This window comes from Streptomyces cirratus (assembly GCF_014650775.1).
Lineage (GTDB): Bacteria > Actinomycetota > Actinomycetes > Streptomycetales > Streptomycetaceae > Streptomyces > Streptomyces cirratus.
On sequence record NZ_BMVP01000002.1, the window covers coordinates 625,859 to 639,909 of the forward strand.

Consider the following 14,051-nt stretch of genomic DNA (forward strand, 5'->3'; position numbering starts at 1 on the left):
AGCCGCTACAGCCAGCCGTTGCGGCGCAGGGCCCGGTGGATGGTGAGACAGGCCCCGGCGATGGCGGTCATCACCATCGGATAGCCGTAGCGCCAGTGCAGCTCCGGCATGTGCTCGAAGTTCATCCCGTACACGCCGCAGATCATCGTCGGCACCGCGATGATGGCCGCCCAGGAGGTGATCTTGCGCATGTCCTCGTTCTGCGCGACCGACGCCTGCGCGAGGCTGGCCTGGAGGATCGAGTTCAGCAGCTCGTCGAAGCCGACGACCTGCTCGTGCACCCGCGCCAGGTGGTCGGCGACATCGCGGAAGTACTTCTGGATGTCGGGGTCCACCAGCCGCATCGGGCGCTCGCTGAGCAGCTCCATCGGCCGCAGCAGCGGGGACACGGCCCGCTTGAACTCCAGCACCTCGCGCTTGAGCTGGTAGATCCGGCCCGCGTCGCCGCCGCGGCCGCTGCCCTTGGCGGGCGCGGCGAAGACCGCGCTCTCCACCTCGTCGATGTCGTCCTGCACGGCCGCCGCGACCGCGATGTAGCCGTCCACGACGTGGTCGGCGAGGGAGTGGAGCACCGCCGAAGGCCCCCGCGCCAGCAGCTCGGAGTCGTCCTGGAGGCGGTGGCGCAGCCCCTTGAGGGAGCCCTGTCCGCCGTGCCGGACGGTGATGACGAAGTCCGGGCCGGTGAAGCACATCACCTCACCGGTCTCCACGACCTCGCTGGTCGCGGTCAGTTCGGTGTGCTCGACGTAGTGGATCGTCTTGAAGACGGTGAACAAGGTGTCGTCGTAGCGCTCCAGCTTGGGCCGCTGGTGCGCGTGCACCGCGTCCTCCACGGCGAGCGGGTGCAGCCCGAAGGTGGCGGCGATCCCGGCGAACTCCGCCTCGGTGGGCTCGTGCAGGCCGATCCAGGCGAAACCGCCGTCCTCGCGGACCCGGCGGATCGCCTCACGGGGCGTCAGACACGCCGTGCCGGGCTCGCGCGGTTCGCGCCGGCCGTCGCGGTACACGGCGCAGTCGACCACCGCGCTGCTCGCGGACGGGTCGCGGGTGGCGTCGTAGCCGGGCTGCGCGGGGGTCGAGCGGCGCAGGGCCGGACGGACGGCGGCACGGAGGTAGGGCAGCATCGACATGGCAGGCTCCTTCGCGCGCACGGCTGTGGACCGTACGGGTGGGAGGCCCTCCGCGGCTGCGCACGGGCAGTCAGCCCCGGGCAGACGGAGGGAAACAGGACGGAGAGGACAAACGTTCTGCCGTCGCTCTTCTACTGACCTTCCGGCGGCGGCAAGGCCGACCGGGGGAAGATCACAGGGGGCGCGAAACGCCCGGCATAGAAGTGGAAGAGCGATTGGTACTGCACGATCGACTTCGATCCATCGCAGCCCCACCTCCTCCGGCCGGTCCCCCGTAAGGGACGTCCTGTCGCCCGGACCCTGGAAACAACGCGTCTGCGTGCGGTCCCGACCAGCTGTCAACACTATCAGCCGACGGATGGTCAGGACCGCGCCTTTACCCGCCGGATACGAGTTCTATGCTCGCTCCATGGCAGAAATTCTCGCCCTTGTGGAGGCCCGGCTGCGCACCGCGTTCGGCGAACCCGACGCCCGCGCCGCCGTCACCTTCCTCGGCACCGACCGCATCGAGGTACTCCGTTTCGCCGAGGGCGACCTCGTGCGGTACGCGACCCTCGGCATGTCCGCGCACCCGATGACCGACCCGACCGCAGTGGTCGCCGACCCGCTGCGCGGCCCGCGCGCCGAGCTGGTGCTGACCGTGCGGGCGGGGCTGGCGCCCACCGACAAGCTGCTCCGCCCGCTCGCCGTGCTGGCCGCGTCCCCGATGGTCGAAGGGCTGGTCGTGGCACCCGGGGCCTCCCTGGACGTGGGCGAACCCCTGTGGGAGGGTGCGCCGTTCAGCTCCGTCCTGGTCGCCGAACCGGGCGGGCTGGTGGAGGACCTCGTGCTGGACGAGCCGCTGGAGCCGGTGCGGTTCCTCCCGCTGCTCCCGATGACCGCGAACGAGGCCGCCTGGAAGCGGGTGCACGGCGCGGCCGCCCTCCAGGAACGCTGGCTCGCGCGCGGGACGGATCTGCGGGATCCTCTGCGTACGGCCGTCGCACTGGACTGAGCTCCCGTCGCCCGGGGTACGGATGGCCTCCGGACGGGTGAGCGTGCCTTGACGGGGCGCCGGGCGGGGAGGAGCGTGCTTCTTATGAGGGGCGAACCGAGTTGCCCGAAGTGCGGTGGCCGGGTCCGAGCGCCCGGTCTTTTCGCCGACTCCTGGCAGTGCGCGGTGCACGGCGCCGTCCATCCCCTACAGCCCGTGATCCCGCCCAGCGTCGAGGGCCTGGGCGTCATAGTGCACCGGGCGCACGTACCGGTGTGGATGCCGTGGCCCCTGCCGGTGGGGTGGCTGTTCACCGGCGTCGCCGCCGCGGGGGACGACCGCAGCGGGGGCCGCGCCACCGCCGTCGCCTGCTCGGGTCCGGGGCCGCTCGGCGGGATGGGGGAACTGGTGCTCGTCGCGGAGGAACTCGGCGTCGGCCTCGGCGCGCGGTACGCGGGGATCGACGCCCCGGACCCCGGCCCCTACATGGACGTCTCCGCCCCGCCGCACGCCAAGGTCGTCGCGGCCGGCCGGCCGACCCCGCTGTGGCACGTCAAGGGAGCCCCCGACGACCGGGCCGTGTTCGCCGGCGAGGCGCGCGGGCTGTGGCTGTGGGCCGTGGTCTGGCCGGAGCAGACGGGGCTGCTCATGTACGACGAGCTCGTCCTGACCGACCTCCGCGAGGCGGGCGCCGAAGTCGAACTGGTCCCCTGCGGCGCCCTGAGCCCCCGCATCTTGGCTTCCTCTTAACGCGCCGCGCTTGCCCCTTTCGACGCGCCGCTCGCGCGGCTCGGCCCTGGCGGGCCTTATCGGCTTCGCGCCGCTGCGCCGGGCTTGCCCCTTTCGACGCGGCCCTTGCGCGGTTCGGCCCTGGCGGGCCTTACCGGCTTCGCGCCGCTGCGCCGGACTCCGTCCGTCGGGCACCGGGGCGGGGCCGGTCCCTCCGCCTCGGGCGCACCGTCCGGCCCGGGCCCTCGGGCCCCGGGCCGGCGCTCGGGGTACCCGCGCCATGGACGCCCGCTCTTCCGGACTCCGCCGGGGGTACCCCCACGCGAAGCTCGATCGGGCCGGGGAGGCCCGCCAGGGCCGAGCCGTACGAGCGGCGTGCGGGGTCCGGGGCGGAGCCCCGGGGAACGGAGGAAGGGCGGGTAGGGGAACCGCCCCGCGCAGCGGCCCGCCCGTAGCCACCCCGCAGCCGGGCATCCCGCCCCGCGCAGCGGCCCGCCCCCCCCCGCGCAGCGGCTCACGCGCGGCCCCGGCAGCCGGGCCCCCGCGCCCGGTTCGGCACGTCAAGGCCCGGCCAGGGCGGGGGTACCCTTGAGTGTCCCCGTACGTCCCGAACCCTGGAGCATGGCTGTGCGCATCGACCTGCACGCCCACTCCACGGCTTCCGACGGCACCGACACCCCCGCCGAGCTGGTCCGGAACGCGGCCGCCGCCGGGCTGGACGTCGTGGCGCTCACCGACCACGACACCGTCGGCGGGTACGCCGAGGCCATCGCGGCCCTCCCGCAGGGCCTCACCCTCGTCACCGGCGCCGAGCTCAGCTGCCGCCTCGACGGCATCGGGATGCACATGCTCGCCTACCTCTTCGACCCCGAAGAGCCCGAGCTGCACGCCGAGCGGGAGCTGGTCCGCGACGACCGGACCCCCCGCGCGCAGGCCATGATCGGCAAGCTCCAGGCGCTCGGCGTGGACATCACCTGGGAGCAGGTCGCCCGGATCGCCGGTGCGGGATCCGTGGGCCGGCCGCACATCGCCACCGCCCTCGTCGAACTCGGCGTCGTGCCCACCGTCTCCGACGCGTTCACGCCCGACTGGCTCGCCGACGGCGGCCGCGCCTACGCCGAGAAGCACGAGCTCGACCCCTTCGACGCGATACGTCTGGTCAAGGCGGCCGGCGGGGTCACCGTCTTCGCCCACCCCGCCGCCTTCAAGCGCGGCGTGTGCGTGCCCGAGAGCGCCATCGCCGAACTGGCGGCGGCCGGACTGGACGGCATCGAGGTCGACCACATGGACCACGACGCCGCGACGCGCGCCCGGCTGCGGGGCCTCGCGGACGAACTGGGCCTGCTGACGACCGGGTCCAGCGACTACCACGGCAGCCGCAAGACCTGCCGTCTCGGGGAGTACACGACCGACCCCGAGATCTACGGCGAGATCACGCGCCGCGCCACCGGGGCCTTCCCCGTCCCCGGCGCCGGTGGACGGCGCCACGAGGGCTGAGCCCTCGTCCGTCCCCGCTCCTTTTTGCTACACCCCTCTCTCCTGCAAGGCATCACTGTGTTTGATTTCGCCGTCTTCGGATCCCTATTTCTCACGCTTTTTGTGATTATGGACCCCCCGGGGATCACGCCGATCTTCCTCGCCCTGACCTCCGGCCGCGCCTCCAAGGTCCAGCGCCGCATGGCCTGGCAGGCCGTCTGCGTGGCCTTCGGTGTCATCGCCGTCTTCGGCATCTGCGGTCAGCAGATCCTCGACTACCTGCACGTCTCCGTGCCGGCGCTGATGATCGCGGGCGGCCTGCTCCTCCTGCTGATCGCGCTGGACCTGCTCACCGGCAAGACGGACGAGCCCAAGCAGACCAAGGACGTGAACGTCGCCCTCGTGCCGCTGGGCATGCCGCTGCTGGCGGGCCCGGGTGCGATCGTGTCCGTCATCCTGGCCGTGCAGAAGGCCGACGGCTTCGGCGGCCAGCTCTCGGTGTGGTCGGCGATCATCGCCATGCACGTCGTGTTGTGGATCACCATGCGCTACTCGCTGGTGATCATCCGGGTGATCAAGGACGGCGGCGTGGTCCTGGTGACGCGCCTCGCCGGCATGATGCTGTCGGCGATCGCCGTCCAGCAGATCATCAACGGTGTGCTCCAGGTCGTGCACGCCTGAGATGCCGGCGCCCGCCGCCGCACATGCGAATGCCCCGCACCGGTCCGGTGCGGGGCATTCCGTCGTCCATCGCGTAACAGCGGGCAATCGGGTGAGCGGGTCAGTTGGACGCGGTCTCGGCCGGTCGGATCAGAATGCGCTGGCCCACAGAGGCGGCGTGCTGCACGATCCGGTTGACGGAGGCCGCGTCCACGACGGTGCTGTCCACGGCGCTTCCGTTGACATCGTCCAGGCGCAGAATCTCGAAGCGCACGGGCTTCTCCCTTCGTCAGTGTTTCACTTGCACTGGCATAACGAAGTGTAAGCCGCAAACATTCCCTACGCTAAGGAAATTTTTTCACTCGCTAACGAACCTAGGCGCCGCCACCGTGCCCGCGCCCCAGAAGGCGGCCAACGCACCAGCTGTGACCTGCGGGTTCTCGGCATTCGGGGAGTGTTCGGCGTCATCGACCACGACTCGCGCCGCACTCAAGCGCCGTGCCATCTCGTCCATCAGCGGTACCGGCCAGGCATAGTCCACCACCCCGGACAGGACCAGCTTGCGCAGCGGCACCTCCGCCAGCTCCGCCACCCGGTCGGGCTCGGAGATCAGCACCCGCCCCGTGCCGATCAGCTGCTCCGGCACCGTCGCCAGCCACCGCTCGCGCAGGAAGCCCGCCAGCGCGGGGGAGTCGGGCACCGCGTTCGGCGGGTCCTGGGCGCGCATCGCCTCCCACACCGCCGGCATGTCGTCCCGCAGCGTCTCCAGCGCCGCGATCAGCAGCTTCGTACGGGCCTGCTGATGCTCCGAGATCGCGGCCGGGCCGCTGCTCATCAAGGTGAGGGAAGCGAAGGGCGCGGCGTCGCGCAGCACGGCCGCGCGGGAGATCAGGCCGCCCAGGGAATGGCCGACGAGGTGCACCGGCCCGGCGTCCAGCGCCTCGGCCTGCGCGAGCAGGTCCCGGGCCAGCTCCTCGCAGCCGTACGCGGACTCGTCGCGCGGGCCGGGGCTCTCGTACTGGCCCCGCCCGTCGACCGCGACCACCCGGTATCCGGCGGAGGCCAGCGGCTCCAGCAGGCCGATGAAGTCCTCTTTGCTGCCGGTGAAGCCGGGGACCAGCAGGGCCGTGCCGTGCAGCGGCTCACCCGCCTCGTGCACGGCGAACTCCCCGCGCGCGGTCCCGAGACGGTACGCGCGGGCGACGGACGGCAGGGTCAGGCGGGGCGGCTTGCTCATGGGCCCGAGGTTACCGGCCCGTAGCGGGCGGTACACCCCCTGGCACGCGGACGGCCCCGGCCCCTCCGAAGAGGGGGCCGGGGCCGTCCGGGCGGGCGGGGTTACGCCTCCGGCGTCGGCTCGACGGCCTTGCGGGTCCGCGTGCGCTTCGGCTTGGCGGGAGCCTCCTCCGCGGCGGCGGGCGCCTCCACGGCCGGGGCGGCGGCCTTGCGGGTGCGGGTGCGCTTCGGCTTGGCGGCTTCCTCGGCGACGGGCGCAGCCTCGGCGGCCACCGGGGCGGCCTCCGCGACCTTGCGGGTCCGCGTGCGCTTCGGCTTCGCCGGGGCCTCCTCGGCCACCGGGGCGGCCTCGGTCACCACCGGGGCGGCTTCCGCGACCTTGCGGGTCCGCGTGCGCTTCGGCTTGGCCGGAGCCTCCTCGGCGACCGCGGCCGGGGCGGTGACCACGGCGGCTTCGGCGACGGCCTCGGCCACAGGAGCCACGGCCTTGCGGGTCCGGGTGCGGCGGGCCGGGGCGGGCTCCACCGGCGGGGCCATCTGGAAGTCGGGCTCCGAGGCGGACGGCGCCACGGCCCGGCGGACCGGGCGGCGCGCGGGCCGGACGGGCTCGACGGCCGGGGCCATCTGGAAGTCCGGCTCCGGGGCGGCGGCCGGCGCCTCGGCGACCGGAGTCACCGCGGCGGCATGGGCCGAAGGCGCGGACGCGCGGGTCCGGCGCCGACGCGGCCTGCGCGTCTCGTCGCCGACCGGGGCCAGGGCGGCGGGGGCCGCAGCGGCCGGCGCCTCGGCAGCCGGTGCCTCGGCGACGGGGGTCACCGCGGCGGCCGCGGCCACCGTCTCGGCACCCGTCTCGGCGCCACCGCGCGTACGGCGGCGCTGACGCGGGGTCCGCGTGCGGGCCGGACGCTCCTCGGCCGGCGCGGCCGCGGCCGGGCCGCGACCGCCACGGCCACCGCGGCCGCCGGTCTCGCCCAGGTCCTCCAGCTGCTCGGCCTTGAGGCCTTCCCGGGTGCGCTCGGCACGCGGCAGGACGCCCTTGGTCCCGGCGGGGATGTTCAGCTCCTCGAACAGGTGCGGCGACGTGGAGTACGTCTCGACCGGCTCGTGGAAGTCCAGCTCCAGCGCCTTGTTGATCAGCTGCCAGCGCGGGATGTCGTCCCAGTCGACCAGGGTGACGGCGATGCCCTTGTTGCCCGCGCGGCCGGTACGGCCCACGCGGTGCAGGAAGGTCTTCTCGTCCTCGGGCGCCTGGTAGTTGATGACGTGGGTCACACCCTCGACGTCGATGCCGCGCGCGGCCACGTCGGTGCACACCAGGACGTCGACCTTGCCGTTGCGGAACGCCCGCAGCGCCTGCTCGCGCGCGCCCTGGCCCAGGTCGCCGTGGACGGCGCCGGAGGCGAAGCCGCGCTTCTCCAGCTGCTCGGCGATGTCGGCCGCCGTGCGCTTCGTACGGCAGAAGATCATGGCCAGGCCACGACCTTCGGCCTGGAGGATGCGGGAGACGAGCTCCGGCTTGTCCATGTTGTGCGCACGGAAGACGTGCTGCTTGATGTTGGCGACCGTCACGCCCTCGCCCTCGGGAGAGGTGGCGCGGATGTGCGTCGGCTGCGACATGTACCGGCGGGCCAGGCCGATGACCGCGCCCGGCATGGTCGCCGAGAACAGCATGGTCTGGCGCTTCGGCGGCAGGTAGTTGATGATCTTCTCGACATCGGGCAGGAAGCCCAGGTCGAGCATCTCGTCGGCCTCGTCCAGGACGAGGGCCTTGACGTGGGACAGGTCCAGCTTGCGCTGGCCGGCCAGGTCGAGGAGACGGCCCGGGGTGCCGACGATGATGTCGACGCCCTTCTTGAGGGCCTCGACCTGCGGCTCGTACGCGCGGCCGCCGTATATGGCGAGGACGCGGACGTTGCGGACCTTGCCCGCGGTCAGCAGGTCGTTGGTCACCTGGGTGCAGAGCTCGCGGGTGGGAACCACCACGAGCGCCTGCGGGGCGTCGGTCAGCTGGTCGGGCCGGGCCCGGCCGGCCTCGACGTCGGCGGGGACGGTGACGCGCTCCAGCAGCGGAAGGCCGAAACCGAGCGTCTTGCCGGTTCCGGTCTTGGCCTGGCCGATGACGTCCGAGCCGGAAAGGGCTACGGGGAGGGTCATCTCCTGGATCGGGAAGGGGGTCACGATGCCGACGGCTTCAAGGGCTTCGGCGGTCTCGGGGAGGATCCCGAGTTCACGGAACGTAGTCAGGGTGCTGCCTCTTCTGTGAGACGCGGCGCGAGGCGGCGAGGGGGGTCGTACCGTGCCGGGCTTGCAGTACTACGCCCACCCACGTTCGGGCGGGCCGTACAAAGCTGCGCGGGACCACTAGCCTTCGCTCAAGCGCTTCTGCCGCTGAGGGGGCCCCTCGTGCAGGCGGTACGCATGAACGTACGCACCACACAGAGGGCGGTCGGGTGGAGCCGATCGGGCCACCGACCGGGCATCCTCATTCGGATGGCCCGCCGAGTTTCCGGCAGGCGCATTACCACTGTACCTCGGAATCGCGCAGCTGTGTCGGGTGAATTCACCTGGTAGTCGCGTTTAGGTGGACCGAGCAGGTGGATCGCGGCGGGATTCGGCGGGCTATTGTGCGGTGCATGTCGACCGTAGAAAACGCATCGCCCGCCGACGACGGCACCCCCGCGGAGGCGGCCGGAATCGCCGCCCAGGACTGGGCGACCGCCTCGGCCTCACCGCAGTACCGGGCAGCCGTCGTGGACCTGCTCGGCGCGCTCGCGTACGGAGAACTCGCGGCGTTCGAGCGCCTGGCCGAGGACGCGAAGCTCGCGCCCACGCTTTCCGACAAGGCCGAACTCGCGAAGATGGCCTCCGCCGAGTTCCACCACTTCGAGCGGCTCCGCGACCGGCTGTCGGCGATCGACGCCGAGCCCACCGCCGCAATGGAGCCCTTCGCCAAGGGCGTCGACGACTTCCACCGCCAGACCGCTCCTTCGGACTGGCTGGAAGGCCTGGTCAAGGCGTACGTCGGCGACTCCATCGCCAGCGACTTCTACCGCGAGGTCGCCAGCCACCTGGACACCGACACCCGCGCCCTCGTGGTCGGCGTGCTCGACGACACGGGCCACGGGGGCTTCGCCGTCGAGAAGGTGCGCGCCGCGATCGAGGCCGACCCGCGCGTCGGCGGCCGGCTCGCGCTGTGGGCCCGCCGGCTGATGGGCGAGGCCCTCTCGCAGGCCCAGCGCGTGGTCGCCGAACGCGACGCGCTGTCGACCATGCTGGTCGGCGGTGTCGACGGGATGGCCGCCGGCTTCGACCTCGCGGCGGTCGGCGAGATGTTCACCCGGATCACCAAGGCCCACACCAAGCGGATGGCGGCCCTCGGCCTCGCCGCCTGAGCCCGCCTGACGACACGCCCGGCCCCGGAGCGGGATCCCCGCCCGGGGCCGGGCGTGCTCGTCCGGAGAAGTGCTAGCGGTCAGCCCCGCGTCGGAAGCGAAAACGGAGGCCGCCTGCGGGGCCGGCCGGAGTCGCCCGCGGGCCGCAGCAGCAACGACAGCACCACCGCGGACACCATCACGGAGCCCAGCAGCGTCGCGGCCAGGCTGTTGTGCCCGGGACCCAGCGACATGTGTGTGAGGTACGCCCCGAACAGCGCCCCCGCCACTCCGCTGACCAGCACCATTCTGGAAGAGGGCAGCCGCTCCCCGAGCGCGCGCACAGCCGCCCCGGCAAGGGCGAGTCCCAGCAGACCGGAGCCGAACGCTTCCATCAGCAGCATGAGGTCCCTTCCCTACGTCAGCGGGCGTTTCCGGGGTGCAGCAGTGCGCTCCTACCCGAAGCGGAAGAAACGGAAACGGCCCGGCGGAACCATCCGCCGGGCCGTCACTCTCGGTCTGCCGGGACTCAAGTCACGGCCCCGTCCGCTCGCCTCAGAGCGCGCCGAAGCCCACCTTGCGCCCGCTCGGCTCGCCCAGGTCGACGTACGACAGGCGGTCGGACGGCACCAGGACCTTGCGGCCCTTGGCGTCGGTCAGGCTCAGCAGCGGCACCGTGCCGGACAGCGCCGCCGTGACGATGCTCTCCAGCTCCTCGGCGCTCAGGTCGCTCTCCAGCACGATCTCCCGGGGTGCGTGCTGCACGCCGATCTTGACCTCCACGGCTTTGTCCCTCCGACGATCCGGTTCGCGCGATCAGCCGCGCCGTACCCGGTCCACATTAGCCCGGAGAGGGGACACGATCGGCTCGCGGCGGACACGCTCGCAGCGAACAACGGCCCCGCCGCGGCAGGTCCGCGGCCCGGCCTCAGCCCTCGGTGCCGTGCAGCGGGAAACCGGCGATGCCGCGCCAGGCGAGCGACGTCAGCAGACCCACCGCCGTGTCCCGGGCGACCGGGCTCTCGCTCGACAGCCAGTACCGGGCCACCACCTGCGAGACGCCGCCCAGACCCACCGCCAGCAGCATCGACTCGTCCTTCGACAGGCCGGTGTCCTCCGCGATGACGTCCGAAATCGCCTCCGCGCACTGCAGCGAGACCCGGTCGACGCGCTCGCGCACCGCCGGCTCGTTCGTCAGGTCCGATTCGAAGACCAGCCGGAACGCGCCGCCCTCGTCCTCTACGTACGCGAAGTAGGCGTCCATGGTCGCCTCGACGCGCTGCTTGTTGTCGGTCGTCGACTCCAGCGCCGTGCGCACCGCCAGCAGCAGCGCCTCGCAGTGCTGGTCCAGCAGCGCAAGGTAGAGGTCGAGCTTGCCGGGGAAGTGCTGGTAGAGCACCGGCTTGCTGACACCCGCGCGCTCGGCGATGTCGTCCATCGCCGCCGCGTGGTACCCCTGCGCGACGAAAACCTCCTGGGCCGCGCCCAGGAGCTGGTTGCGTCGGGCGCGGCGCGGCAGTCGCGTGCCCCGGGGACGCGCTGCGTCCGTCTGCTCGATGGCTGTCACGCCGCCTCCCACTTTCTCTAAGAACACACTGCGCTCTGCGCCGCGCCGCCATCGTACTTTTCGGTAACCGAATCTGGTGGGTTCAGGCCGAGTTTTCTCGCTGTACGGACCACTGCCGACCGGCCGGACACGCTGGTCAGCGGTAGTCGTCCTCGTCCAGGGGTACCACCCGTGCCTGCTCGAAGGCGTCGCCGTCGGTGGCCTCGCCCCGGTCCACGCCCGTGGGCCGGTCGTCGTCGTGCGGCTGGACGTCGGTGTGCTGCTCCGCGGCGTCCGCCTCGGGCGTCTCCGGGTCGGGAAACTCCCGGAGCTCCTCCTGGAAACTGTCCGGTTCGGCAGGATCGACCGTCATACCGCTCCCCTCGCCTTCTCTCGTCTCCCTATGAGCCTAGGAGGATCGCGGTTAGCCCGCCAGGTGGTCCTGTGACCGCCGACACAAGGGGCCCGGTGTGATCGTCTCGTAACATTGGCCCCATGTCTTCGACGGAGCTGCCGGGTGTAAAGGCCGCCGCCGAGCTGACCTCCCAGGTGGGGGGCGCCCGGGTGGCCGAAGGCGAGCGGCTGCGCACGGCCCCGCTGTCCGGCCTGGAGCTGAACGTACGTTTCCGGCCACCGGTACGGGAAGGGCTGCCGCCCGCCCTGTTCGTCCACGGGCTCGGCGGATCCTCGCAGAACTGGTCGGCGCTCATGGAGCAATTGGCCGACGACGTGGACTGCGAAGCCGTCGACCTGCCCGGGTTCGGCTGGTCGCCGCCGCCGGCCGACCGGGACTACTCCGTCACCGGCCTGGCCCGTGTGGTCATCCGGTACCTCGACGCCGCCGGACGCGGGCCGGTGCACCTGTTCGGGAACTCCCTCGGCGGCGCCGTCTCCACCCGGGTCGCCGCCGTCCGGCCCGACCTCGTACGCACCCTGACGCTGGTTTCGCCCGCGCTGCCGGAGCTGCGCGTGCAGAGGTCGGCGGTGCCCACCGCCCTGCTGGCGCTGCCCGGTGTCGCCGCCCTGTTCGGGCGGCTCACCCGGGGAATGAACGCCGAACAGCGCACCAGGGGGGTGACGGCCCTCTGTTACGGAGACCCCTCACGGGTGACGCTGGAGGGCTTCGAGGCCGCCGTCGAGGAGATGGAGCGGCGGATGGCCCTGCCGTACTTCTGGGACGCGATGACCCGCTCCTCGCGCGGCATCGTCGACGCCTACACCCTCGGTGGCCAGCACGGACTGTGGCGGCAGGCGCAGCGCGTGCTCGCGCCGACCCTGCTGATCTACGGCGGCCGCGACCAATTGGTCTCGTTCCGCAAGGCGCACAAGGCCGCCGCGGCGTTCCGCGGTTCGCGGCTGCTGAGTCTGCCGGAGGCGGGGCACGTGGCGATGATGGAGTACCCGGAGGTGGTGGCCGCCGCCTTCCGGGAACTGCTGCGGGACACCGAACGCGGGCGCCAGACTGCTGCCGGAGAGCGGACGGCCGACGAGACGGAACGCCCCGGGCGGACCGGGCCGGGCGAACAGGACCAGCAGGACCAGCAGGACGAAGAGAAGCAGCAGAACCGGCAGGACCAGCAGAACCAGCAGAGCGAAGACACGGCGGACACCGAAGACGGCAGAGGCTGAGACGCGTGGGACGACATAGTCGCAAGGGCTCCGCCCCCACCAGGCCCGCGCCGCCGGTGGAGTCCGCGCCGGACGAGCGGCGCGGTGAGCCCCTCCCGAGTCCGGCGCACGCCGCCGCCTTCGACGCGTTCGGCTCCGGCGCGCCGCCCCGCGAGGAGCGGCCGTCCGGGCATCCGCAGCAGCGGGAGCCCGGTGGCGCCTGGGGCGCCGGGCCGCCGACCGGTACCGGCGCCGTCTACGGCGACTGGCGCGGGGTGCCGCGGGCGCGCGTGGCCGTACCGCCGCCCGCGCGGGACACCGACACCCCGGCGTTCGGCACACCCGTGGTCGGCTTCCCGGGGCCCCGTACGCCGCTCGCCGCGCCGGAGCACGCGCCGGAGCCCGAGGCACAGGCCGAGCCCGGGACGCAGCCCGCGTCGGGATCCGGCCGCGGCACGAAGATCCGTACCTACACCGGCATGGCCGCCGCGGCCGTGACCACCGTGCTCGCCGTCGTCGTGGCCGCACAGGTGGCCGGCCAGGGCGACAGCGACGCCGGCCCCACCCGGGCCGCCGCGGACAGCGCCAAGGGCCGGCCGGTCGTCGGGCAGTCGCCGGCGTCCCGCTCCGAGGGCCGGGCGACGCCCGAGGTCGCCGTGGCGGAGCTGACGTACGAGCAGAAGATGGCGCAGCAGCTGCCGATCGACGCGAAGCTCACCGGCCCGGGCCTCTTCGACACGGTCCCGGGCGTCGCCAAGGCGCCGGGCAAGGGGAAACTGCTGCGCTACCGGGTCGACGTGGAGCAGGGGCTGGGCCTGGACCCGCAGATGTTCGCGGAGGCCGTGCAGCGCACCCTCAACGACCCCCGCAGCTGGGCGCACAACGGGGAGATGACCTTCGAGCGGGTCCCCGGCGGCGAAGCCGACTTCGTGATCACCCTCGCCAGCCCCGGCACCACCGGTACCTGGTGCGCCAAGTCGGGGCTGGACACGACCGTCGACAACGTCTCCTGCGACTCCGCGGCCACCGAACGCGTGATGATCAACGCGTTCCGCTGGGCCCAGGGTTCCCCGACCTACGGCGCGGACCAGATGTTCGCCTACCGCCAGATGCTCATCAACCACGAGGTCGGGCACCGGCTCGGACACGGTCACGTCAACTGCCGGACGCCGGGGGCACTCGCCCCGATCATGCAGCAGCAGACGAAGTCCCTCGACATCGACGACGTCCCCTGCAAGCCCAACCCCTGGGTATACCCCGGAAATTGACCCCGCAAATCGGCCGCCCGGGCGCGGCCGGGCCCTTTTTAGCGCGCTCGAACG

Annotated in this window: 15 protein-coding genes; 7 read left to right on the forward strand and 8 right to left on the reverse strand. The window is 72.6% G+C overall.

From position 1 onward, the window contains the following. Positions 1-5: 5 nt before the first annotated feature. The gene (locus tag IE207_RS07900) at positions 6-1,130 is read right to left on the reverse strand and encodes a magnesium and cobalt transport protein CorA (protein ID WP_190183293.1); all 1,125 of its coding nucleotides are present in this window, start codon (positions 1,128-1,130) and stop codon (positions 6-8) included. A 409-nt stretch (positions 1,131-1,539) separates the two neighbouring features. Between IE207_RS07900 and IE207_RS07905 the strand changes: the two genes are divergently transcribed. The 4 genes from IE207_RS07905 (at position 1,540) to IE207_RS07920 (ending at position 4,989) form a co-directional block, all read left to right on the forward strand. Further along, entirely contained in the window at positions 1,540-2,124 is a 585-nt protein-coding gene (locus IE207_RS07905; RefSeq protein ID WP_190183294.1) for a suppressor of fused domain protein, read from the forward strand. Positions 2,125-2,208: 84 nt separating this feature from the next. Beyond that, on the forward strand, positions 2,209-2,853 hold the full coding sequence (locus IE207_RS07910) for a DUF6758 family protein (protein WP_190183295.1): 645 nt from the start codon (positions 2,209-2,211) through the stop codon (positions 2,851-2,853). A gap of 606 nt (positions 2,854-3,459) precedes the next feature. Beyond that, complete coding sequence (locus IE207_RS07915; RefSeq protein ID WP_190183626.1) at positions 3,460-4,329, forward strand: PHP domain-containing protein; 870 nt, start codon at positions 3,460-3,462, stop codon at positions 4,327-4,329. A 57-nt stretch (positions 4,330-4,386) separates the two neighbouring features. Then, entirely contained in the window at positions 4,387-4,989 is a 603-nt protein-coding gene (locus IE207_RS07920) for a MarC family protein (RefSeq protein WP_190183296.1), read from the forward strand. A gap of 100 nt (positions 4,990-5,089) precedes the next feature. On the opposite strand, the gene IE207_RS07925 is transcribed toward IE207_RS07920, so the two are convergent. From IE207_RS07925 to IE207_RS07935, 3 genes are all read right to left on the reverse strand, one after another. Further along, positions 5,090-5,242, reverse strand: a complete 153-nt coding sequence (locus IE207_RS07925; RefSeq protein WP_168714059.1) for a DUF8834 family protein — start codon at positions 5,240-5,242, stop codon at positions 5,090-5,092. Between the two features lie 84 nt (positions 5,243-5,326). Continuing rightward, the gene (locus IE207_RS07930) at positions 5,327-6,205 is read right to left on the reverse strand and encodes an alpha/beta fold hydrolase (protein WP_190183297.1); all 879 of its coding nucleotides are present in this window, start codon (positions 6,203-6,205) and stop codon (positions 5,327-5,329) included. A 101-nt stretch (positions 6,206-6,306) separates the two neighbouring features. Further along, positions 6,307-8,382, reverse strand: coding sequence for a DEAD/DEAH box helicase (locus IE207_RS07935; protein WP_229873461.1), 2,076 nt, complete (start codon positions 8,380-8,382; stop codon positions 6,307-6,309). A gap of 455 nt (positions 8,383-8,837) precedes the next feature. On the opposite strand from IE207_RS07935, the gene IE207_RS07940 reads away from it, so the two are divergent. Further along, positions 8,838-9,596 (forward strand): ferritin-like fold-containing protein, encoded by a 759-nt coding sequence (locus IE207_RS07940; RefSeq protein ID WP_190183298.1) that lies wholly within the window; start codon positions 8,838-8,840, stop codon positions 9,594-9,596. Positions 9,597-9,676: 80 nt separating this feature from the next. Here the strand turns inward: IE207_RS07940 and IE207_RS07945 are convergent, their stop codons facing one another. From IE207_RS07945 to IE207_RS07960, 4 genes are all read right to left on the reverse strand, one after another. Then, complete coding sequence (locus IE207_RS07945; protein ID WP_308433564.1) at positions 9,677-9,979, reverse strand: hypothetical protein; 303 nt, start codon at positions 9,977-9,979, stop codon at positions 9,677-9,679. A gap of 151 nt (positions 9,980-10,130) precedes the next feature. Next, positions 10,131-10,358, reverse strand: a complete 228-nt coding sequence (locus IE207_RS07950; protein WP_190183299.1) for a DUF3107 domain-containing protein — start codon at positions 10,356-10,358, stop codon at positions 10,131-10,133. 145 nt (positions 10,359-10,503) lie between these two features. Then, complete coding sequence (locus tag IE207_RS07955; protein ID WP_190183300.1) at positions 10,504-11,142, reverse strand: TetR/AcrR family transcriptional regulator; 639 nt, start codon at positions 11,140-11,142, stop codon at positions 10,504-10,506. Between the two features lie 136 nt (positions 11,143-11,278). Continuing rightward, on the reverse strand, positions 11,279-11,494 hold the full coding sequence (locus IE207_RS07960) for an Rv3202a family protein (RefSeq protein ID WP_190183301.1): 216 nt from the start codon (positions 11,492-11,494) through the stop codon (positions 11,279-11,281). A gap of 122 nt (positions 11,495-11,616) precedes the next feature. On the opposite strand from IE207_RS07960, the gene IE207_RS07965 reads away from it, so the two are divergent. Together IE207_RS07965 and IE207_RS07970 are read left to right on the forward strand one after the other, a co-directional pair. Then, positions 11,617-12,750 (forward strand): alpha/beta fold hydrolase, encoded by a 1,134-nt coding sequence (locus tag IE207_RS07965; RefSeq protein WP_229873463.1) that lies wholly within the window; start codon positions 11,617-11,619, stop codon positions 12,748-12,750. A 5-nt stretch (positions 12,751-12,755) separates the two neighbouring features. After that, positions 12,756-13,997 carry a DUF3152 domain-containing protein gene (locus IE207_RS07970; RefSeq protein ID WP_190183302.1) on the forward strand — a complete coding sequence of 414 codons (1,242 nt, stop codon included), beginning with the start codon at positions 12,756-12,758 and terminating at the stop codon, positions 13,995-13,997. Positions 13,998-14,051 lie beyond the last annotated feature (54 nt).